Here is a 20,382-nt window from a genome sequence, read left to right as displayed (position 1 = left end):
GATCACGCCCCCGACTCCACCCGCTTCTTCAGCCCCGCCAGCGCCCGGTCGATGATCACCTTCTCCGCCTTGCGCTTGATCATCCCGAGCATGGGGATCTTGACGTCGACGGTCAGCTGGTACGTCACCTCGGTCACCGAGTCACCGACCGGCTTGAGGATGTAGGACCCGTCGAGGGACCGCAGCATCTGGGACTTGACGAGTGTCCAGGACACCTCGTGCGCCCCGGTCCAGGTGTACGCCAGCGTCTGGTCGTCCTTGATCGCGCCCGCGTCCATGACGAGCCGGACCTGCTCGGCTCGGCCCTGACCGTCGGCCCGCAGGACCTCCGCCTCCTTCACCTCGCCCGTCCAGTCCGGGTAGCGGGCGAAGTCGGCGATCACTCCCATGACGTCGGCCGCCGCAGCCTCGATCGTGATGCTCGAACTGGTGAATTCCGCCATCGCCGTGGCTCCTCCAGAGACTGTCCGGTGAGGGAGGTGGGTGCGCACGTATGTGCAGCGTGAAGGCTACCGCGCGCCCGCCGAACCCTCGCCACCCCACCCGAGGTTCACCACTCCAGCGCCCACGGCTTCCCGCTCCCCGCGAAGTGCCCCACGTTCACGCACTCGGTCGCCCCGATCCGCATCCGCCGTACCAGCGGCTGGTGGACGTGCCCGAACAGCGAGTACCGGGGCCGCGTCTTCCGGATCGCGTCCAGCAGCGCCCGGCTCCCCCGCTCGAAGCGGCGTGCCACCGTGTCGTACACCAGCTCGGGCACCTCCGGCGGGATGTGCGTGCACAGCACGTCCACCTCTCCGACCGCCTCGATCTTGGCGGCGTACTCCTCGTCACCGATCTCGTACGGTGTCCGCATGGGGGTGCGGAGTCCGCCGCCCACGAAGCCGAAGACCCATCCCCCGATCTCCACCCGCTCCCCGTCCAGCACGGTCGTCCCCGCTGCCGCGTACTCCGGCCACAACATCGGCATATCGACGTTTCCGTAGGTGGCGTACGTCGGCGTCGGGAAGGCCGCGAAGATCTCGGCGTACTGCTTGCGGACGGCCTCCTCGATCACGGCGGCCCGCTCCTCCCCCACGCCCGCCCACAACCGGGTCCCGAGTTCACGCGCCTCCTCGAAGCGCCGGGCGGTGCGCAGTTCGACGAGCCGGGTGGCGTTCTCGGCACCGAAGAGGTCGGGGAAGATGCCGCGGGAGTGGTCGGCGTAGTCGAGGAAGAGGACCAGGTCACCCAGGCACACCAGGGCGTCGGCGCCCTCACCCGCTCCGGCCAGGTCGTGCGCGTTGCCGTGCACGTCGCTGACCACGTGAATGCGCGTCCTGCGGCTTCCGCCTGGTGTGGGTGCCATGACGATCAAGGGTAGGCCTGTGCGGCACACGTGAACAGAGTCGGCCGGACGTGCGGTTACTGGCCAGTCAGTAAGTCGGGGGATTATGGTTCCCGGGAGAAGCCCACATGTGTGACGCGGCGAACATCTCGCTCGGCCCCCCTCGCGTAGAAGCCATACCGACGGGTAACGTCCGGGCAGTCCAGTTGTGCTCAGGTTTTCAACCAGTGAGGAACCGCGTGAAACCTGAGCGCTCGCCCCAGCCTTGGACCGCACCGTCGCAGCACATACGTCAGTCGTGGCGCCGGCGCCCTATGAGGAGCAGCAGTTTTGCGCGAGTTCAGCCTTCCGGCTTTGTACGAGGTCCCGACGGACGGCAATCTGACCGACATCGTCCGTAGAAACGCCGCGCAGCATCCCGATGTCGCCGTCATCGCCCGCAAGGTGGGCGGTGCCTGGCAGGACGTCAACGCGGTCGAGTTCCTCAGCGAGGTGCGGACGGCCGCGAAGGGGCTCATCGCCGCCGGTGTCCAGCCGGGCGACCGGGTCGCACTGATGTCGCGTACCCGGTACGAGTGGACCCTGCTGGACTTCGCGATCTGGTCGGCCGGCGCGGTCACCGTGCCGGTCTACGAGACCAGTTCGCCGGAGCAGGTGCAGTGGATCCTCGCCGACTCGGGCGCGACGGCCGTGGTCGTGGAGCTGGACACGCACACGGCCGCCGTCGAGTCGGTGCGCGACCGGCTGCCGACGCTGAAGCACGTCTGGCAGATCGAGGGCGGCGGGGTCGATGAACTGGTGCGTCTCGGCCAGGACGTCACCGACGAGGCGGTCGAGGAGCGCAGCTCGACGGCGAAGGCGGACGACCCTGCGACCATCGTCTACACCTCCGGCACCACCGGCCGTCCGAAGGGGTGCGTGCTCACCCACCGCAACTTCTTCGCGGACTGCGGGAACGTCGTCGAACGGCTGCGTCCCCTGTTCCGTACGGGCGAGTGCTCGGTCCTCCTCTTCCTCCCGCTCGCGCACGTCTTCGGGCGCCTGGTGCAGATCGCTCCGATGATGGCGCCGATCAAGCTCGGCTGCGTCCCGGACATCAAGAACCTCACCGACGAGCTGGCCGCGTTCCGTCCGACCCTGATCCTCGGCGTTCCGCGTGTCTTCGAGAAGGTCTACAACTCCGCGCGCGCCAAGGCGCAGGCCGACGGCAAGGGCAAGATCTTCGACACGGCGGCGGACATCGCGATCGCCTACAGCAAGGCCCTGGACTCCCCGTCGGGGCCGGCCCTGGGTCTGAAGATCAAGCACCGGCTGTTCGACAAGCTCGTCTACAGCAAGCTGCGGGCGGTGCTCGGTGGCAAGGGCGAGTACGCGATCTCCGGCGGCGCGCCGCTGGGCGAGCGTCTGGGGCACTTCTTCCGCGGTATCGGCTTCACGGTCCTGGAGGGCTACGGCCTGACCGAGTCCTGCGCTCCCACCGCGTTCAACCCGTGGGACCGCCAGAAGATCGGCACGGTCGGCCAGCCGCTGCCGGGATCGGTGATCCGCATCGCCGACGACGGCGAGGTCCTGCTGCACGGCGACCACATCTTCAAGGGGTACTGGAACAACCCGGGCGCGACCGAGGAGGCGCTGGCCGACGGCTGGTTCCACACCGGTGACATCGGCACCCTCGACGAGGACGGCTACCTCAGGATCACCGGCCGCAAGAAGGAGATCATCGTCACCGCGGGCGGCAAGAACGTCGCGCCGGCCGTGATCGAGGACCGGATCCGGTCGCACGCCCTGGTCGCGGAGTGCATGGTCGTCGGCGACGGCCGCCCCTTCGTGGGCGCGCTGGTCACCATCGACGAGGAGTTCCTGGGCCGTTGGGCCGCCGAGCACGGCAAGCCCGCGGGCTGCACCGCGGCGTCGCTGAGCGCGGACGCCGATCTCAACGCGGCCGTGCAGGCCGCGATCGACGACGGCAACGCCGCGGTGTCGAAGGCGGAATCGGTGCGGAAGTTCCGCATTCTGCCCTCCCAGTTCACGGAGGAGTCGGGCCACCTGACGCCGTCCCTGAAGCTCAGGCGCACTGTGGTGGCGAAGGACTTCGCGGACCAGATCGAGGCGATCTACCAGAAGTGACCAGCGGTCGCACCCCTCATGCTCATGGCGCGGTGTCCTCGGCGAGGACCCGCGCCATCGTGCGTTCGGCGAGCGCGGTGATGGTGACGAACGGGTTCACCCCGATCGAGCCGGGCACCAGCGAGCCGTCGGTGACGTACAGCTTCGAATACCCCTTCACCCTCCCGTAGTCGTCCGTCGCCTCGCCCAGCACGCAGCCGCCCAGCGGGTGGTACGTGAAGTCGTCGGCGAACACCTTGTTGGACGAGCCGAACAGGTCGTACCGGTAGATCGTGGAGTTGGCCGAGTTGATCCGGTCGAAGAGCTTCTTGGCCATGGAGACGGAGACCGCGCTCTGGGCGGCGCTCCAGCCGAGTCTCGCCGAGTCGCTCGCGGCGTCGTAGGTGAAGGACGCGCGCTCCGGGTTCTTGGTGAGCGCCAGATAGAGGCTGACCCAGTGCTCCAGTCCGGTGGGCAGGGGCGCGATCTCGGCGAAGACGGGGTTGGCGGTGTTGGCCCAGTCGTCGATGCCCAGGACCGGCATGGTCGACTGCTTGGCCCCGACCGTGTCCCACAGATGGTTGGCCCGGCCGAGCATCACGTTCCCGTTGGTGCCCCAGCCGGCGCCGACGCTCGCGTTCAGTGCGGGGAGGGTGCCGAGGGCCCGTGCGCGGACCAGGAGTTCGGTGGTACCGACGCTGCCGGCGCCGAGGAAGAGGTACGTGCAGCCGTACTCCTTGGTCTGGACGACCGCGCCCGTGGCGTCGATACGGTCGACGGTGACGACGTACGTGCCGTCGCCCAGCCGCCGGATGCCCCGGGCCCGCTCCATGGTGTGGATGGTGACGTTGCCGGTGCCGAGGGCGGCGGCGAGGTAGGTCCGGTCGAGGGTGCGCTTGCCGTGGTTGTTGCCGTAGATGACCTCGCCGGCGAGCGCCGACCTGGTCGCGGTGCCGGCCGCCTCGCGCTCCATGTGGGCGAAGTCGTAGACGCTGGGCACGAAGGTGGTCTGCAGGCCGGCCTTCTCGGCGTGGGCCCGTGAGACCCGGCTGAAGCGGTACCACTCGGTGGACTCGAACCACGCCGGGTCGACCGTGTTGACGCCGAGCATGGCGCGGGCGCGTGGGAAGTACGTCGCGTACATCGCGGCGGTGTCGACGGTCGGGAACTGCTCGGCGAAGTACGACCGGCGGGGGGTGACGGCCATGCTGCCGTTGACCAGAGAGCCACCGCCGACGCCGCGTCCCACGAACACGGACATGCCGCCGTAGCGGACCCGGTCCAGGACCCCGGGGTACGGGCTGATGTCCCGGTTGACGACGTCCAGCCACAGGAAGGTGGCGAGCGGCGCCTCGGTCCGGGTCTTGAACCACATGGATCTCTCGTCCGGCTCCCGGGTCGAGCAGAAGACCTTGCCGTCCGAGCCGGGGGTGTTCCAGGCCCTGCCCATCTCCAGGACGACCGTGCGGACGCCGGCCTGGCCGAGTCGGAGGGCGGCCACGGCGGCGCCGTAGCCCGAACCGATGACGATGGCGGGAGCGTTGTCGACGGCGGCCGGCTCGACGGCCGACGCCGACTGCAGTCCGATGCGGGTGAGACCGGACGCGGCGGCCGTCCGCAGGGCCACCACGCCCAGTATGTGACGTCTCGTCAGTTGATGCTGCATCAGTTTTGCTGTCATGTGCGCAGCATGTGCGGATTTCCGGGCTCCGCCTAGATGCGCGGCAGGGATTGGAACGGACCTTCGGGACAGCCTGCTACAGCAGCGTCCTCAACCGCTCCGCCAGCAGGTCCCAGCGCCACTTCTCCTCGACCCACTCCCGCCCCCGCCGCCCCATGCGTGCCCGTAGTTCCGGGTCGCCCAGGAGGGTGACGACGCGCTCCGCGGTCTCCGCCGGGGAGCCGCCGGGAACGACCCAGCCGGTCTCGCCGTCGAGTACGGCGTCGGGGGCGCCGCCGGAGTCGCCGGCGACGACCGGAAGGCCGGTCGCGGAGGCCTCCAGGTAGACGATGCCGAGGCCCTCGACGTCCAGGCCGCCCCGGCGGGTCCGGCAGGGCATGGCGAAGACGTCACCGGCACCGTAGTGGGCGGGCAGGTCGGACCAGGGGACGGCCCCGGTGAAACGGACGGAGCCGGCGACCCCGGCCCCGTGCGCGAGCCGGCGCAGTTCCTTCTCGTACGGTCCGCCGCCGACGATCAGCAGCACCGCGTCGGGCTCCTTGGCGAGGATGCCGGGCATCGCCTCGATCAGCGTGTCCTGCCCCTTGCGTGGCACGAGCCGGGAGACGCAGACGACGACCGGGCGCTCGGTGAGCCCGAGCCGGGCGCGCACCTCGGCTCCGCCGGAGCCCGGGTGGAAGGTCGTCTCGTCGACGCCGGGCGGCAGCTGGACCATGCGTCCGGCCGCCCCCGGTGTGAGCGCGGCGGCGATCCGGGAGCGGGTGTACTCACCCAGATAGGTGATCGTGTCCGTGCTCTCGCCGATCCGCCGCAGCAGCTGCCGGGCGGCGGGGAGCTGCGCCCAGCCCGCCTCGTGGCCGTGCGTCGTGGCGACCAGCCGCTCGGCGCCGGCCTTGCGGAGCGCGGGCGCCATCAGGCCGAGCGGGGCCGCCGCGCCGAACCACACCGACGTACAGCCGTGCTCCCGCAGCAGCGAGACCGTGCGGCGGGTGACGCCGGGCGTCGGCAGCAGCATGGTCGTGCGGTCGCGTACGACGGTGAAGGGCTGTTCGGCGTCGAAGGCGGCCGTCGCCTCGACACCCTCCCGGCTCCGCTTCCAGGTCGAGGCGTGGACGACGACCCGCTCGGGGTCCAGCCGCAGCGCCATGTTGTGCAGAAAGGCCTGGATACCGCCGGGCCGGGGCGGGAAGTCGTTGGTCACGATCAGGGTCTTGTGCATCGCCGCCGACCCTACCGAACGGGCGTCCGCCCCCGCCCACCGGCACTTCTCACAGGATCCGGCCATGCTTCACCATCGCCTCACAGGTGGACAGGAGATCATGTCCACCCGCGCGGAATCATGCGTGGGACCGCGCGCGGAACGGCAGCCGGGCGCGGGCGGCACATCGGACAGGGGCGCAGGTGGCTCAGATGGACATGACGGGCACGCGACGGCTCTCGTTCGGGCTGCCGGCGGTCTGGGGCGCGACCCGGCTGCTCCTGCTGCTGTTCGTCTTCAAGGTGTACGTGTTCCCGGGCCCGGACGTCACCAGCGACGTCTCGGTCATCTACCGGGACTGGTACGAGATCCTGCGCACAGGAACGTATCCCCTGGACGACGTCACCTGGCAGTACCCGCCCGCCGCCGCCCTCGCGATCCTCTCCCCCGCGCTGCTGCCCTTCCTGGACTACGCGTCGGCGTTCTTCGTCCTCGCCTTCCTCACCGACCTGGCGGTGCTCGCGCTGCTCGTGCACGCGGGCGCCCGGCCCGGCAAGTCGCGGCGCGGCGCGTGGGTGTGGGTGGTGGGCCTGCCGCTGCTCGGGCCGACCGTGTACGCCCGGTACGACGTGATGGTGACGGCGGTGGCGGTCGCGGCGCTGATCGCCGGCAGCCGCCATCCGCGCGCGATGGGGGCGCTGACGGCCTTCGCGGCCCTGCTGAAGGTGTGGCCGGCGCTGCTGCTCCTGGGCGCCCGGAAGCGCGCGGCCTGGGTGTGGGCGGCGGTCACCGGCCTCGCGCTGGCCGCTCTCTTCGCGCTCTCCATGCCCGGCGCTTTCGCCTTCCTGACCTTCCAGCGCGACCGGGGCACCGAGGTGGAGTCGCTGGGCGCCCTCGTCTTCCATGTGGCCCGGCAGTTCGGCTGGGACGGCGAGGTGCGGCTCAACTACGGCTCGGTGGAGTTCCTCGGCGACCACGTCGACATCGTCAGCGAGGCGGCCCTGCTGCTCAGCGCGGCGGCCTTCGCCTGGATGCTGCTGTGGCGGGTGCGGGCCCGGCGGTTCGCGCCGCACACGCCGGCGGACGCCGCGTTCGTGGCGGTGCTGATGTTCACGGCCACCAGCCGGGTGATCAGCCCGCAGTACATGGTGTGGCTGGTCGGACTCGCCGCCGTCTGCCTCTGCTTCCGGGCCAGCCGTATGGCGGTGCCGGCGGTCGTGGTCCTGGCCGCCTCCCTCGTGACCGTCCTGGAGTTCCCGGTCTGGTTCGCCCACGTCGTGGTCAGCGACTGGCTGGGCGTCACCCTCCTCTTCGTCCGCAACGGCCTCCTCGTCCTCGCGGCCCTGCTGGCCGCCTGCGAGCTGTGGCACGACACGGTCACCCGGCCCGCCCCGACACCACTGCCGGATCACCCGGCCCGCGCCAAGGAACCGCTGGGCTCGTGAGCCCCCCGACGCAACAGCAGGCCGCGCATCACACACCGCACCGTCGTGGACACCGCGAGCGCCACCCGGATCCCGGGCAGGCCCAGCCCCGACAGGCCGTACGCGAGGGGCAGTTGGACCGCCGGGTGCGCTTCAGCACCTCCTCGTCTTCCTCGCCCCACCGGCGAGCTTCTTCTACGCGGACGGCGAACCCGTGCGCGCGGAGGAGGCCGGCGACCCGTTCCGGCAGGGCATGCTGCGGGCGACCGGGAAGGCGGAGCGGGCCTGGCTCAGGGAAGCGATCGCCCGACTGGACCCCGGTCAGCCGAGCTGACCGCGCACGTACTCCCGCCACTTCTCGGTGAAGGCGCCGAGGGTCGTCCCGAGGACCGCCTTCAGTGCCCCCTCCACCGCGCCGGCCCGCTTCCCGTGTGCGCCGACGGCCCGGTAGAACTCGTCGAGCCGGGCCTCGCCCCAGCGGTCGGCGATCATGCGGCAGGCCAGCCAGCCGCCCTCGTAGGCCTGGGCGAGTGTGCCCGAGTCGCCGGAGAAGCCGAAGTCGTCGTCCTCGGGCAGCGCGTCGGGGGCGCGGCCCTCCGTGACGGCGCGTCGCAGTTCGGGGGCCACCTCGGGTGCCGTGCGACCGGTCGTGCGGTAGCCGACCCAGTCGGCGTAGCCCTCGGAGAGCCAGAGGGGGGTGGCGGCGTTGGTGTGGGCGCGGGTGGCGACGTGGGTGGTCTCGTGGGTGAGGACGACCTGTCTGCCGAAGTCGCCGAGGACGGCGTACGCGTCGGGGTTGACGATGATCCGGTCCGCGGGCGCCTCCGCCGGGCCTCCCGCCTCGCCGATGGTGACCGCCGCGATCCCCCGGTACCCGGACTCGGGCGCCCCGAGCAGCCCCGCCATCTCCTCCAGCGACTCCGGTACGAGGACGACGACGCGCCGCGCCCAGTCCTCGCCCCACGCCTGCGTCACGGCGGGCACGGCCCGGTCCGCCAGCCTCGTGTACTCCCGCAGGGCGTCCGGTGACCGCCCGACCCCCAGCACGAGGCTCCGCTCCCCTCGGACGGCGCGTATCCGCCCCTGCTCCCACAACTGTTCGGTGCCCTTCTCGGAGGGCTCGTCGGAGGCCACGTGCCACGCCCCGCCGTCGTCCCGGACCAGGCTCAGCGTCCGTACGGCGGTGACGGATGCCTTGTCGTAGCCGCGTATCCGGTAGCGCAGGGCAGCCTCGGCCGTGGCCCGGTCGCCGGAGCGGTGGAAGCCGGTGACGTCGTAGGACCAGGAGGTCAGCGGCAGGCTGCGGAGGTTCGCGAACTCGGCCGCTCCGGTGGCCAGTTGGCGGGTCGTGGCGGCCGACGGGGCCTCGGTGGAGCGGTACGCGGCCTCGTCCCGCTCCAGGACCGCCGCGGCCCGCCGGTCGAGCATCCGCTGGACGTCGACGCGGGCGGAGCCGGAGGCCGCGTCGCCGCCGCAGCCGGCGAGCAGGGCGAGCGCGAGCACCGCGGGGACACCTCTGCGGCCCGGGAGCCCGCGCCGGAGCCCCGACCCGGACCGGGAACGCGTCGAGCGCATTCGACCAGTCACGTGTCCGATCGTACGGCGGCCCGGTCGCCGTACGGCAGCGCGCCGGGCCCCGGTCGCCGGACGGCGACCGGGGCCCGGCGGGCGCGCGGCGGCGGTCAGGGGCGGGTGACCGAGGCGATCGGCATCATGCCGACGGGGTCGTAGCGGACGGGGGCGCCCGGGTAGGGGGCGTGGATGACCTGGCCGTTGCCGACGTACATGCCGACATGGCTGGCGTCGGGCCGGTAGGTGACGATGTCGCCGGGCTGGGCCTGGGAGAGCGGGACCTGGGTGCCGGCGTACCGCTGGGCCTGCGAGGTGCGCGGCAGGCCGACGCCCGCCCGTCCGTACGACCAGACCACCAGGCCCGAGCAGTCGAAGCCGTCGGGGCCGCTGGAGCCCCACACGTAGGGCTTGCCGAGGGCGGAGCGGGCGGCGGCGACAGCGGCGGCGGCACGGCCGTTGGGAGCGACGGCACCGCCGCGGTCGGGCATGTCGGTACGGCCGGAGCCGCCGGATCGGGAGGCGCGGTCGTACGCGGCGCGGTCCTCGTCCGGGAGGGAGTTGAGCAGCCGGCGCGCCTTGGCGAGCTTCTGCTCGACGGTCCGCTTGTGCTCTGCGACGGCCTTGCGGCTCTTCTCCAGCTCGGTGAGCTTGTCGGTGGCCTCCGCCCGTTTCTGCGCGAGGTCGCGCATGGCCTGCTGGAGGTCGTGCAGTTCGCCCGCCTGGTGGGCACCGATGCGGTCCAGGGCGGCGGCCGTGTCGAGGTAGTCGTCCGGGTCGTCGGAGAACAGCAGGGCGATCGACGGGTCGACGGCACCGGAGCGGTACTGGGCGCCGGCGAGTGAACCCACCGACTGGCGCATGGTGTTGACGCGGTCCTGCTGGCGGGCGATCGAGTCCCGCACGGTGCCGACCTGGTCACGCAGCTTGTCGGCGCGCTCGTCGGCCTTGTTGTACGCCTCGGTGGCCTGCTCGGCCTCCTCGTACAGCCGGTCCACCTCGGCCCGGGTGTTGTCGTGCGGCGCTGCGGCGGCCGACTGGACGGGGACGGCGCCGAGGGCGGCGGCCGCGACGGACAGCACACCGAGGGCGGCGGCCGCGCCCCGGTCGAACCCGGACGATACAAGACGACTGTGGGACACCACGGGACGCCGCACTCCCTTCGACGGTGGACAGGGGCCATCCCCCGGGAGCCGAGGCGACGCCCCCGAGGGGTCGCGCTCACGGCGGGTGAGGGAAGCGCGGCCGACAGTAGCCGTGCGACCGCGTCACAACCAACGACCTCCGCGGGTACAGAGCGTGACGCCCGGCCTGGGGCCCAGGTCACCGGCGAGAGACGGGGTCAGCGTGAGGTGCGGGAATTCGCCCGTTCGGGCGGCACCGTGTCCTGATCTTGAGAAAAACAGGGCCGATCGTCACGCTGTGTGACGATCGGCCCTGTTCAAGCCATCGCGGATGTCAGATCCTGACACCGAACTGGAAGGTGCCGATGGTGCTCATCGACTCGTAGCGGACCACCTTGCCCGGGTACGGGGCGTGCAGAACCGTGTCGTTGCCCGCATAGAGGCCGACGTGGCCCAGGTTGTTGAAGAAGACCAGGTCGCCCACCATGAGCTGGCCGCGCCCGATCTTCGTGCCGTCGTTCTGCTGGGTGTACGTGGTCCGGGAGATCGACACACCGGCCTGGGCGTACGCCCACTGGGTCAGCCCGGAGCAGTCGTAGGAGTTGGGTCCGCTGCCGCCGGAGACGTAGGGCTTGCCGACCTGGGTGTCGGCGGCGGCGAGGGCGGCGGCGCCCCGCTCGGAGGCGGGCACCTCGTTGCCGAGTTCGACACGGTCCCCGGCGTCGCGGCTGGCCCGCGTCTCCTGCTCGTCCAGGGAGGCCCGCTCCTCGGCGGTCAGGGTGTTGAGGAGCTTCTGTGCCGCGGCCAGCTTGGTCTGGACTTCCTTCTTCTTCTTGGCCAGGGTCTCGCGGGTGTCGGCGAGGTCCTCCAGCTTCTCGGAGGCCTCCTGGCGCTGCTGTGCGAGCGCGCGCTGCTTCTCCTGGACCTTCTTGAGCGACTCGACCTGCTGGCCGCTCAACTGGTCCAGGGTGGCGGCCTTGTCCAGATAGTCATCCGGGTCGGCGGAGAGGAAGAGCTGGATCGAGGAGTCCATGCCTCCCGAGCGGTACTGGGCGCTGGCCGCCAGACCTATGCCCTCGCGCAGCTCGTTGAGGTCTTCCTGGCCACGGGCGACGTTGTCCTGGATGGTGGAGATCTCCTTCTGGAGCTTCTCCTCCTTCTCCTTGGCCCCGTTGAGCCTGTCGGTGGCCCGCCCGGCGTCCTCGTAGAGCTTGTCGACCTTGGCCTTGACCTCGTCCTTGCTCGGCTTCTCGCCGGGGGCGGCGTTGGCCGCCTGCGAGGTGAGGGCCACGGCAGCGGCGGCAGCGGTGGTGAGCACGGTCACGCGGGTGCGGCTCGGCTGCTTCGGTCGACGGTGGGACGCCACGGTAGGTGAACTCCTTCATGTGAGCGACCGACCGGCGGGGACTCCGGTGACGATCACCCGTTCAGAGGTTTGAGCCCAGACCCTAGTGACCAAACGGTGATCACTTCAAATCCCCCCGGGAAAAATCCCATCCCACGGCGCACAATTTACACTCAACACACATACAGTCATGTTCGATTGACGCTATGTTGCGCAACTTTTCCGTCAATTCGGTCATAGCGCCTGTACGTTGCCGATGGGGCGGACGGGGCCGAAAGGTCAGGAAAGCCGCTTGAGGAGCACCGCGGAGGCCACCGGCCGGGCACCCGCCTTGGCGATCCCGTCGGCCACCTCACGGTCGGTGGAGACGACGATGACGGGCCGCCCGGGGGGTTCGGCGCGCACCAGCTGACGGATCAACTCGTCGGCGGTGACACCGGGCTTGGAGAACAGCACCCGCACCCCGCGCGGCGGCGCGAGCAGCACCGGCGCTGCCAGTTCGGCCCCGTCGAAGACGCAGGTCACCTCGGCGCCGGTCTGCGCGGCGAGCTGCGAGAGCTGCCCCAGGAGCCTCAGCCGCTGCTTCTCCAACGGCATCTGCGGATAGCCGGTCTTGGTGACGTTGTAGCCGTCGACGACGAGATGTGCCTGCGGCAGCGCCAGCAACTGGTCCACGATCGCCGGGTCGTTCTCGGAGAGCGCGCGGGCGGCGATGTCCTTCGGGGTCATCCGCCCCGGCTCGACCGCGTCGACGGTCTCGGCGGGGCGTACGGAGACCGGCGGCAGGGCCAGCTCCCGCCGGAGCCCCTGGGCCGCGTCCAGCACGGTGTCCAGCAGCAGCCGTACCCGCATGTCCTCGACACTGCGTCCCTCGCGGGCGGCCCGCCGGGCGGCCTCCAGGGCGGCCTCCGCCTCACCGAGCCGGGCCTTCACGCGCCGGGTCTCGCTCTCGGCGGCGGACACCTGGGCGTGCCCCTCGGTCCGCACGGTCTCCAGCTCGGCGTGCAGCTTGCGCAGCGCGGCCTCGCCGCGCTTGACGTCGCTGAGGGCGGCCCGGAGCTTGCGGTGCAGCGAGTCGGCCTCCTTCCTTGCCGACTCCAGCTCCGCGCGCAGCCGTTCCGTCTCGGTCTTCGTGTGGCCGCGCGCCTCGGCGAGCTGCTCACGCAGCCGCTCCAGCTCGGCGCGGTTCTCCTCCTCGGCCCGCTCGGCGTGGGCCCGCTGCGCCTCCTCGCCGGCGGCGGCGACCAGCTTCACCCAGCCCGCGGGGCGCAGTACGTAAGCCGCCGCCACCACGTCCAGCGGGTCCGCGGCCGGGGGCGGCGTGCCCGTGTCGAGGGCGCCGGCCAACTCCGGGTGAGCCTCCCGGAACCGCTCGCCGATCCGCTGCCGGAAAAGCGCGTCGGTCTCCACGGCTGCCGCCATCGCGTTGCCCGCGAACTTCACCCGCCGATTCGGGGCGAACCGCGCGTACTGCCTGAGCTGGGCGGGCAGTTCGGAGACGGTCATCCCGCCGAAGCCGTCGGAGACGATCTGCACGACACGTCTGCGCGCGCCCTCGGGCAGCGGCCGGTCGAGCACCTCAGCGGCGCCGTCGTCCGGCCCCCCGCCCGCGGTCTCCACCATCCGTCACCCCAAATGTCTGTGCGGGGCCCGCTCCTTCAGGAGCCGGCGCCCGGCCTGTCCACGAGTTCCACCTGGTCCACGGCGTTGCACCAGCGGCAGCGCACCGACTCGATGGTCTCACTGACCACCTCGCGCTCCTCGACCTTCGGCTCCCCGGCGAGGTCGAGGTGAACGTACTCGACGACCTTCGAGGAGCGGGTCACGTCGAACCGCGTGAGGTTGCCACAGAGCGTGCAGCGCCAGCGGGTCGTCTCCGTCGGCAGGGGAACCGTCATCGTGGCTGCTCTTCCTTCTTCCGGTCTCCGTGGTGCGCCGGCCTCCCGGTGCGTGTGGCTCGTAACCCTACGGCCTGACCGGTACCCGATGCCCGTTCGCCGACGGCGGCGAGGCGGTCTGTGCAGGTCGGTCCCGTTACGTCATGCTCTGTTCATGATCGGCAAGTGGAACACCTCGGCCGGCGGGGCCGTACGCAACGAGTCGGCGCCGGTGACGTACGGGCTGATCGCCGTCTGCTGTGCGATCTTCCTGATCGGACCGGCTGCGGGCCTCAACCCCGTGTACGGCACCGGGGACGAACTGCTCGCCGCGCAGCGGGCGTACTTCCGCCGCTGGGGCGTCGTGCCCGTGGAACTCTTCAACGGCACCCCGCGCGCGGCGCTCACCCCCGTCACCGCGCTCTTCGTGCACGGCAGCTGGCTGCACCTCCTCGGCAACATGCTCTTCCTCTTCGTCTTCGGGGCGATGGCCGAGGAACGCATGGGCCATGTGGAGTTCGCCCTCTTCTACGTGGGCTGCGGCTACCTCGCGCTGGTGGCGTACGCCGCCGCGCACGCCGGGTCACCGCAGTCGCTGGTCGGCGCGTCCGGGTCGATCTCCGCGGTGCTCGGCGCGTTTCTCTTCCTGTTCCCCCGGGCGCGGGTCACGAGCCTCTTCCCGTTCCTCCTCTTCCTCCCGCTGCGCTTTCCGGCCTGGGTGACGCTGCCGTTCTGGGTGAGCCTGCAGTGGCTTGCCGCGGGGCGGCAGACGTCGGGGCCGCAGGTCGCCTATCTGGCACACCTGGTGGGGTTCGGACTGGGGTTCGTCTACGCCTGGGGGCGTTATGGGCGTAGGGCTAGAGTGAAAGTCCCAGCTCCGGCCCCCGAGGGAGAGAAACAGCCGTGATCACCGCGATCGTGCTCGTCAAGACCAGCGTGGACCGGATCCCGGAGATCGCGGAGTCGATCGCCTCGCTCGAATCCGTGAGCGAGGTGTTCTCGGTGACCGGTACGTACGACCTGGTCGCCATGGTGCGGGTGAAGGCGCACGACGATCTGGCGGAGGTGATTCCCGGGGCGATCAGCAAGATCCCGGGAGTGTTGGCGACGGACACGCATGTGGCGTTCCGGACGTATTCGCAGCACGACCTGGAGGCCGCGTTCGCCATCGGGCTGGACGGGTAGCGCGCCACCGGAAGACCGCGGACGGCCCGGCAGGACCGGTCCGCCGAGGATCCGTCTCGCGCGACACCCGCGCCCCGCACCCCGGCCTCGGTGAGGGCCTTGCAGGCGGAGGCGGTGGAGTAGGCGCCGATGATGTTGGGCGAGCCGGCCTCGTGCCGGGCGGCGGTCTCGTGCCACTCGACGTCCACTCCCCCGTCCGCGCGCCGGCTCACCTTGCGGGAGGCGCCGCCCCCCGCGAGGTACGGGTCCGCCGCACGCAGCCAGTCGGCGCGCCCTGCGAGCATTCCGGAGCCGAAGGGCGCGTACAGCTTGTGCCCCGAGAAGGCGACCCAGTCCACGTCCGGCTCCCGTACGGAAAGCGGGTGGTGGGGGCGAGCTGGGCCGCGTCCAGCACGATCCGGGCACCGTGCGCGTGCGCGGCGGCGGCCAGCTCACGCACCGGCCAGATCTCCCCGGTGACATTGGAGGCCCCGGTGACGCGTACCAGCGCCGGCCCGTGCGGGTCGCGGCCTGCGAGAGCGGTCTCCAGCGTGGCCACGGCCTCCCGCGGCGTCCGGGGCGCGTCCAGGTACGTCACCCGCGCCTCCGCCCACGGCAGGAGCGAGGCGTGGTGCTCCGTCTCGAAGACGAAGACCTGGCAGTCGGCGGGCAGCGCGGCGGCGAGGAGGTTGAGTGAGTCGGTGGCTCGCGCGGTTCCCCGCGCCCCCGAAAAGCCGGGGCGCGGGCCTGGGGCGGCCGGGCGCTACGTGTTGGTCGCCGCGACCCACCGCTCGAGAACCCTCCGCGCCGCCCCCGAGTCGATCGACTCGGCCGCCCGCTCCATCCCCGCGCGCAACTGCTCCGCCAGGGAGCCGGACGTCGGCCCGAGGGCCACCAGCGCCGCCGCCGAGTTCAGCAGCACCGCATCCCGGACCGGGCCGGTCTCCCCGCCCAGCAGCCGTCGCGCGACATCCGCGTTGAAAGAGGCGTCGGCTCCCCGCAGCGCCTCCACCGGCACCATCTCCAGCCCCACGTCGCGCGGGTCGAAGGCCTCCTCGGTCACCTTGCCGTTCCGCACGACCCACACCCGTGACGTGGCCGTGGTCGTCAGTTCGTCGAGGCCGTCGTCGCCCCGGAAGACCAGCGACGAGTTGCCGCGCTCGGCGAAGACACCGGCCATGATGGGCGCCATACGCGGGTCGGCGACCCCCACCGCCTGGGCCCTGACCTTCGCCGGGTTGGCCAGCGGCCCCAGCGCGTTGAAGACGGTCCGGATGCCCAACTGCCCGCGCGCGGCGGCCACATGACGCAGCGCCGGGTGGAACTTCACCGCGAAGCAGAAGGTGATCCCGGCCTCCTCGGCGACCTCGGCCACCCGCTTCGGCGTCAGCTCCAGATTGACGCCCAGCCTCTCCAGCACATCGGACGCGCCGGACGCCGACGACGCGGCCCGGTTGCCGTGCTTGACGACCTTCGCGCCCGTACCGGCGACGACGATCGACGACATCGTGGAGATGTTGACCGTCTTGGCGCCGTCCCCGCCCGTACCGACGATGTCGACGGTCTTCCCCGACACGTCGATCACATGGGCGTGCTCGTACAACGCCCGCACCAGTCCGGTGATCTCCTCGACGGTCTCGCCCTTGGCTCGCAGCGCCACCACGAACCCGGCGATCTGCGCGTCCGTCGCCTCGCCCCGCATGATCTGGTCCATCGCCCAGAACGTGGCACCGGCGTCCTGGTCGTGCCCGGACAGCAGCGCGTTCAACACCGCGGGCCAGGAACGGCCCGCCGCGGTGTCGCCTCCAGCGGGGGGCACAGCGCTCATAGCCGCTCCTGGATGTCGTGGCGCGGGACATGCCTCGCGAACCGTGTGTTCAGTGATGTGCTCCCACCCTATCCAGGTCAGAGCACGACGAAGGGCCCCCGTCCGAAGATCGGACGGGGGCCCTTCGACCGTGGTGTGGCGAAGCGAAGCGATCAGTGGTGGCCGTGGCCGCTCGTGATCTCCTTGTACTCCTCGACGGTCGGCTTGGCGATCTGGTTGTCCTCGCCGTAGTAGCCCTTGCTCAGCTTGGCGCGGAGCTTCTCGCGGCGCGTGGTCTTCCGGGCGACACCGTTCTCGTCGACCGCGGGACCGATCTCGGCCGGCTCGTACTGCTCGTGGGCCGTGAGCATGTGCAGCTGCTCCTGGCTGAGCGGCTCGTGGACCTCGATGAACTCACCGTGCGGCAGGCGCTTGATGATGCCGGTCTCGCGACCGTGCAGGACCTTCTCCTTGTCCCGGCGCTGCAGGCCGAGGCAGATGCGCTTGGTGACGACGAACGCGAGGACCGGGCCCACGAAGAACGCGATCCGGACGAACCAGGTGATGGCGTTGATCGACAGGTGGAAGTGGGTCGCCCAGAGGTCGTTTCCACCACCGATCAGCAGGACCATGTACCAGGTGATCCACGCGACACCGAAGGCCGTACGGGTCGGGGCGTTGCGCGGACGGTCCAGGATGTGGTGCTCGCGCTTGTCGCCGGTGACCCAGGACTCGATGAACGGGTAGACCGCGATCGCGACCAGGACCAGCGGGAAGATCATCAGCGGGATGAACACGCCCAGGACGAGCGTGTGGCCCCAGAAGTTGATCTCCCAGCCCGGCATGACACGGATCAGGCCCTCGGAGAAGCCCATGTACCAGTCCGGCTGGGCGCCGGTGGACACCTGGTCCGGGCGGTACGGGCCGATGTTCCAGATCGGGTTGATCGTGGCGATGGCCGAGATGATCGCGATGACACCGAAGACCAGGAAGAAGAAGCCCCCGGCCTTGGCCATGTAGACCGGCATCAGCGGCATGCCGACGACGTTGTTGTTCGTCTTTCCGGGGCCCGCGAACTGCGTGTGCTTGTGGTAGAAGACCAGGATCAGGTGCGCCACCACGAGGCCGAGCATGATGCCCGGCAGCAGCAGGATGTGGACCGAGTAGAACCGGGCCACGAAGTCGCCGCCCGGGAACTCGCCGCCGAAGAGGAAGAACGACAGGTACGTGCCGACGATCGGCACGGACAGGACCGCGCCCTGCATGAAGCGGACACCGGTGCCGGAGAGCAGGTCGTCCGGGAGCGAGTAACCGGTGAAGCCGGTGAACATGCCGAGGACGAACAGCAGGAAGCCGAACAGCCAGTTGACCTCACGGGGCTTGCGGAACGCACCCGTGAAGAACACGCGCATCATGTGCACGAACATGGCCGCGAGGAAGATCAGCGCCGCCCAGTGGTGGATCTGCCGGATCAGCAGACCACCGCGCACCTCGAACGAGATGTGCATGGTCGAGTTGAACGCTTCGGACATCAGCTGACCCTGCAGCGGAACGTACGAGCCGTCGTACTCCACCTCGTTCATCGACGGGTGGAAGAACAGCGTCAGGTACACACCCGTGAGGATGATGATGAGGAAGCTGTAGAGCGCGACCTCACCCAGCATGAACGACCAGTGGTCGGGGAAGATCTTGCGCATGTTGGCCTTGGCCAGGGAGTAGATCCCGAGCCGGCCGTCGGCCCAGTCGGCGACCCGCTCGCCGGCCGGCGCCTTCCCGCGCGAACGCGAGGCGGTGGCGGTGGCGGTGTTCCTCGTAGTACTCATCCGCGCTCCCAGAAGGCAGGACCGACGGGCTCTTCGAAGTCGCTCACCGCTTCGAGGTAGCCGTCTTCTCCGACGGTGATCCTCAGCTGCGGCAGAGCGTGACCCGCGGGGCCGAAGATGACCCGGCCGCCGTCGGCGAGGTCGAAGGTGGACTGATGGCAGGGGCAGAGCGCGTGATGCGTCTGCTGCTCGTACAGGGAGATCGGGCAACCGACATGGGTGCAGATCTTCGAGTACGCGACGATGCCCTCGTACGACCACTCCAGCTCGCGCCTGTCCTTGATGTCCTTCGGCTCCAGCCGGATGATCATCAGGGCGTCCTTGGCGATGTCCTTCAGGAAGTCGTGGTCGTGCTCGTCCAGGCCCTCCGGCATGGCGAAGGTCAGCGACCCGACCAGGACGTCCGCGGGACGCAGCGGCTCGTTGGTGTTCATGTTGACGAGCTTCTTGCCCCTGGCCCAGGAGGTGTGGCGCAGCTTGGTGCCGGGCAGCGGACCGAGGTCACGGAGCAGGACGACACCGGAGAGCGGGAACAGGGCCAGCGCGCCGAACATCGTGTTGCGGATCAGCTTGCGACGGCCGAGCGCGGACTCCTTGGCGCCCTGCTGGAAGTCGGCCAGCACCTTGGCCTTGACCTCGGGGGTCGCCTCGACCGGGTGCCGCTCGTCGGCGAGCTCCACGTCCGACATCAGCGTGCGGGCCCAGTGGACCGCGCCCGCGCCGATGCAGAACAGGGCCAGACCGAGGGTGGTCCCCAGTGCGAAGTTCAGCGCGCTGAGGTGCCCGATCGGCCAGATGTAGACGGCCTTGTCGACGGGGATCGCCACGTACGAGGCGATGAACGCGATCGTGGACAGCATCGACACCGTGAACAGCAGGGCGACCGTGCGCTCGGACCGCTTGGCGGCCTGCTCGTCGATGTCCTGGATCCGGTGCTCGTGGGGCGGGAGGCCGGGGTCCGCGAAGGGGTGCTCCTCGTCCGCGACCTTCACCGCGCCATGTGCTGCGTCGGTGGACTGCCCAGCGGGCAGGTTCTCTTCTGAAATCTCTTGGCTACTCATGACTTCTTGGCCTTTGCGGTCCGAGCGGCGACCCACACGGCGACGGCGATGAGCGAGCCGAGGCCGAAGACCCAGGCGAACAGGCCCTCGCTGACCGGACCGAGTCCGCCGAGGCCGAGGCCGCCGGGCTCCACGGTGTCGTCGCTGTTGACCGCTTCGAGGTACGCGATGATGTCCTTCTTGTTCTCCTCCGACAGCGTGGTGTCGGGGAAGGACGGCATGTTCTGCGGGCCCGTCTGCATGGCCTCGTAGATGTGCTTGTGGGAGACACCCTCAAGGCCCGGCGCGTACTTGCCCTCGGACAGCGCACCGCCCTTGCCGGTGAAGTTGTGGCACTGAGCGCAGTTGGTCCTGAACAGTTCGCCGCCCTCGGCGATGTCCGCGCCCTCGGGGTTGTACGCGTTCTCGGTCGGGATCTCCGGGCCGGCGCCCAGCGAGGCGATGTACGCCGCGAGCTGGTCGATCTCGGCCTGCGAGTAGATGACCTTCTTGCGCGGGACCTGCGCGCCCGGCTGCTGGGCGGGCATACGGCCGGTGCCGACCTGGAAGTCGACGGCTGCCGCGCCCACACCCACGAGGCTCGGCCCGTCGGTGGTGCCCTGACCGCCGGTGCCGTGGCAGCTTGCGCAGCCGACGGCGTAGAGCTTCTTGCCCTCCTCGATGGTGAGGGTCTGAGCGGTCTCATCGGCCACGGCCCGCTCCGCGGGCGCGAAGGCGGTGTACAGCCCCGCGCAGGCCGCCAGCGCGATGAGTAGGACGACGACCGCCGCCAGCGGATGGCGTCGTCGTGCGGAGAGCTTTTTCACGGATTACCCCGGTGTCAGGATCTTCTGCGTCGGTGCTTCTGGAAGGGTCGTTCTCGGTGCGAGGCAGGTA

General features: G+C 70.4%; 17 protein-coding genes and 2 pseudogenes. 5 read left to right on the top strand and 14 right to left on the bottom strand.

Going from position 1 to position 20,382, the window contains the following annotated elements; all coding sequences use genetic code 11:
* Positions 1 to 2 precede the first annotated feature (2 nt).
* Positions 3 to 443 carry an SRPBCC family protein gene (locus WBG99_RS26695; RefSeq protein WP_338898732.1) on the bottom strand — a complete coding sequence of 147 codons (441 nt, stop codon included), beginning with the start codon at positions 441 to 443 and terminating at the stop codon, positions 3 to 5.
* Positions 444 to 550: 107 nt separating this feature from the next.
* The gene (locus WBG99_RS26690) at positions 551 to 1,348 is read right to left on the bottom strand and encodes a metallophosphoesterase (protein ID WP_338898731.1); all 798 of its coding nucleotides are present in this window, start codon (positions 1,346 to 1,348) and stop codon (positions 551 to 553) included.
* A gap of 309 nt (positions 1,349 to 1,657) precedes the next feature.
* Here WBG99_RS26690 and WBG99_RS26685 point away from each other — a divergent pair, with 309 nt between their 5' ends.
* Positions 1,658 to 3,454: an AMP-dependent synthetase/ligase gene (locus WBG99_RS26685; RefSeq protein ID WP_338898730.1), complete on the top strand. Its 1,797-nt coding sequence runs from the start codon at positions 1,658 to 1,660 to the stop codon at positions 3,452 to 3,454.
* Positions 3,455 to 3,476: 22 nt separating this feature from the next.
* Here the strand turns inward: WBG99_RS26685 and WBG99_RS26680 are convergent, their stop codons facing one another.
* A complete protein-coding gene (locus WBG99_RS26680) occupies positions 3,477 to 5,114 on the bottom strand; it encodes a GMC oxidoreductase (protein WP_338898729.1) in 1,638 nt (545 codons plus the stop codon).
* Between the two features lie 76 nt (positions 5,115 to 5,190).
* Complete coding sequence (locus WBG99_RS26675; protein WP_338898728.1) at positions 5,191 to 6,333, bottom strand: glycosyltransferase family 4 protein; 1,143 nt, start codon at positions 6,331 to 6,333, stop codon at positions 5,191 to 5,193.
* A gap of 191 nt (positions 6,334 to 6,524) precedes the next feature.
* Between WBG99_RS26675 and WBG99_RS26670 the strand changes: the two genes are divergently transcribed.
* Together WBG99_RS26670 and WBG99_RS26665 are read left to right on the top strand one after the other, a co-directional pair.
* Positions 6,525 to 7,757, top strand: a complete 1,233-nt coding sequence (locus WBG99_RS26670; protein ID WP_338898727.1) for a glycosyltransferase family 87 protein — start codon at positions 6,525 to 6,527, stop codon at positions 7,755 to 7,757.
* A gap of 130 nt (positions 7,758 to 7,887) precedes the next feature.
* A pseudogene (locus WBG99_RS26665) lies at positions 7,888 to 8,070 on the top strand (PadR family transcriptional regulator); the annotation flags it as partial.
* Here the strand turns inward: WBG99_RS26665 and WBG99_RS26660 are convergent.
* From WBG99_RS26660 to WBG99_RS26640, 5 genes are all read right to left on the bottom strand, one after another.
* Entirely contained in the window at positions 8,058 to 9,239 is a 1,182-nt protein-coding gene (locus tag WBG99_RS26660; protein ID WP_338898726.1) for a hypothetical protein, read from the bottom strand. The pseudogene WBG99_RS26665 and the gene WBG99_RS26660 overlap by 13 nt on opposite strands.
* Positions 9,240 to 9,418: 179 nt before the next feature.
* Positions 9,419 to 10,450 (bottom strand): NlpC/P60 family protein, encoded by a 1,032-nt coding sequence (locus WBG99_RS26655; protein WP_338898725.1) that lies wholly within the window; start codon positions 10,448 to 10,450, stop codon positions 9,419 to 9,421.
* 313 nt (positions 10,451 to 10,763) lie between these two features.
* Positions 10,764 to 11,795, bottom strand: coding sequence for an NlpC/P60 family protein (locus WBG99_RS26650; protein WP_338898724.1), 1,032 nt, complete (start codon positions 11,793 to 11,795; stop codon positions 10,764 to 10,766).
* A 258-nt stretch (positions 11,796 to 12,053) separates the two neighbouring features.
* Positions 12,054 to 13,397 carry an NYN domain-containing protein gene (locus tag WBG99_RS26645; protein WP_338898723.1) on the bottom strand — a complete coding sequence of 448 codons (1,344 nt, stop codon included), beginning with the start codon at positions 13,395 to 13,397 and terminating at the stop codon, positions 12,054 to 12,056.
* A 35-nt stretch (positions 13,398 to 13,432) separates the two neighbouring features.
* Positions 13,433 to 13,672: a hypothetical protein gene (locus WBG99_RS26640; RefSeq protein ID WP_103843079.1), complete on the bottom strand. Its 240-nt coding sequence runs from the start codon at positions 13,670 to 13,672 to the stop codon at positions 13,433 to 13,435.
* A 154-nt stretch (positions 13,673 to 13,826) separates the two neighbouring features.
* Between WBG99_RS26640 and WBG99_RS26635 the strand changes: the two genes are divergently transcribed.
* Together WBG99_RS26635 and WBG99_RS26630 are read left to right on the top strand one after the other, a co-directional pair.
* On the top strand, positions 13,827 to 14,558 hold the full coding sequence (locus WBG99_RS26635; protein ID WP_338898722.1) for a rhomboid family intramembrane serine protease: 732 nt from the start codon (positions 13,827 to 13,829) through the stop codon (positions 14,556 to 14,558).
* Positions 14,555 to 14,836 carry an Lrp/AsnC ligand binding domain-containing protein gene (locus tag WBG99_RS26630; RefSeq protein WP_338898721.1) on the top strand — a complete coding sequence of 94 codons (282 nt, stop codon included), beginning with the start codon at positions 14,555 to 14,557 and terminating at the stop codon, positions 14,834 to 14,836. The genes WBG99_RS26635 and WBG99_RS26630 overlap by 4 nt, the downstream gene beginning before the upstream one ends.
* 80 nt (positions 14,837 to 14,916) lie before the next feature.
* Here the strand turns inward: WBG99_RS26630 and WBG99_RS26625 are convergent.
* From WBG99_RS26625 to WBG99_RS26605, 5 genes and pseudogenes are all read right to left on the bottom strand, one after another.
* Positions 14,917 to 15,518, bottom strand: a pseudogene (locus WBG99_RS26625) (aminotransferase class V-fold PLP-dependent enzyme); the annotation flags it as partial.
* Between the two features lie 60 nt (positions 15,519 to 15,578).
* Positions 15,579 to 16,643 carry an anthranilate phosphoribosyltransferase gene (gene trpD / locus WBG99_RS26620; RefSeq protein ID WP_338898720.1) on the bottom strand — a complete coding sequence of 355 codons (1,065 nt, stop codon included), beginning with the start codon at positions 16,641 to 16,643 and terminating at the stop codon, positions 15,579 to 15,581.
* Positions 16,644 to 16,795: 152 nt separating this feature from the next.
* Positions 16,796 to 18,445 (bottom strand): ubiquinol-cytochrome c reductase cytochrome b subunit, encoded by a 1,650-nt coding sequence (locus WBG99_RS26615; RefSeq protein WP_338898719.1) that lies wholly within the window; start codon positions 18,443 to 18,445, stop codon positions 16,796 to 16,798.
* Complete coding sequence (locus WBG99_RS26610) at positions 18,442 to 19,506, bottom strand: Rieske 2Fe-2S domain-containing protein (RefSeq protein WP_338898718.1); 1,065 nt, start codon at positions 19,504 to 19,506, stop codon at positions 18,442 to 18,444. The genes WBG99_RS26615 and WBG99_RS26610 overlap by 4 nt, the downstream gene beginning before the upstream one ends.
* Positions 19,503 to 20,312 (bottom strand): c-type cytochrome, encoded by an 810-nt coding sequence (locus WBG99_RS26605; RefSeq protein WP_338898717.1) that lies wholly within the window; start codon positions 20,310 to 20,312, stop codon positions 19,503 to 19,505. Before WBG99_RS26605 ends, WBG99_RS26610 begins: the two co-directional genes overlap by 4 nt.
* Between the last annotated feature and the right edge of the window lie 70 nt (positions 20,313 to 20,382).

Source organism: Streptomyces sp. TG1A-60, from assembly GCF_037201975.1.
Lineage (GTDB): Bacteria > Actinomycetota > Actinomycetes > Streptomycetales > Streptomycetaceae > Streptomyces.
Note: the sequence above shows the minus strand (reverse complement) of the source record. Positions and strands in the feature narration are given on the sequence as shown.

Bases quoted from the DNA above. Each gene is read 5' to 3' on its own strand.
- WBG99_RS26695 (WP_338898732.1), bottom strand. From the start codon at position 443: ATGGCGGAATTCACCAGTTCGAGCATCACGATCGAGGCTGCGGCGGCC.
- WBG99_RS26690 (WP_338898731.1), bottom strand. From the start codon at position 1,348: ATGGCACCCACACCAGGCGGAAGCCGCAGGACGCGCATTCACGTGGTC.
- WBG99_RS26680 (WP_338898729.1), bottom strand. From the start codon at position 5,114: ATGACAGCAAAACTGATGCAGCATCAACTGACGAGACGTCACATACTG.
- WBG99_RS26675 (WP_338898728.1), bottom strand. From the start codon at position 6,333: ATGCACAAGACCCTGATCGTGACCAACGACTTCCCGCCCCGGCCCGGC.
- WBG99_RS26670 (WP_338898727.1), top strand. From the start codon at position 6,525: ATGGACATGACGGGCACGCGACGGCTCTCGTTCGGGCTGCCGGCGGTC.
- WBG99_RS26645 (WP_338898723.1), bottom strand. From the start codon at position 13,397: ATGGTGGAGACCGCGGGCGGGGGGCCGGACGACGGCGCCGCTGAGGTG.
- WBG99_RS26640 (WP_103843079.1), bottom strand. From the start codon at position 13,672: ATGACGGTTCCCCTGCCGACGGAGACGACCCGCTGGCGCTGCACGCTC.
- WBG99_RS26635 (WP_338898722.1), top strand. From the start codon at position 13,827: ATGATCGGCAAGTGGAACACCTCGGCCGGCGGGGCCGTACGCAACGAG.
- trpD (WP_338898720.1), bottom strand. From the start codon at position 16,643: ATGAGCGCTGTGCCCCCCGCTGGAGGCGACACCGCGGCGGGCCGTTCC.
- WBG99_RS26615 (WP_338898719.1), bottom strand. From the start codon at position 18,445: ATGAGTACTACGAGGAACACCGCCACCGCCACCGCCTCGCGTTCGCGC.
- WBG99_RS26610 (WP_338898718.1), bottom strand. From the start codon at position 19,506: ATGAGTAGCCAAGAGATTTCAGAAGAGAACCTGCCCGCTGGGCAGTCC.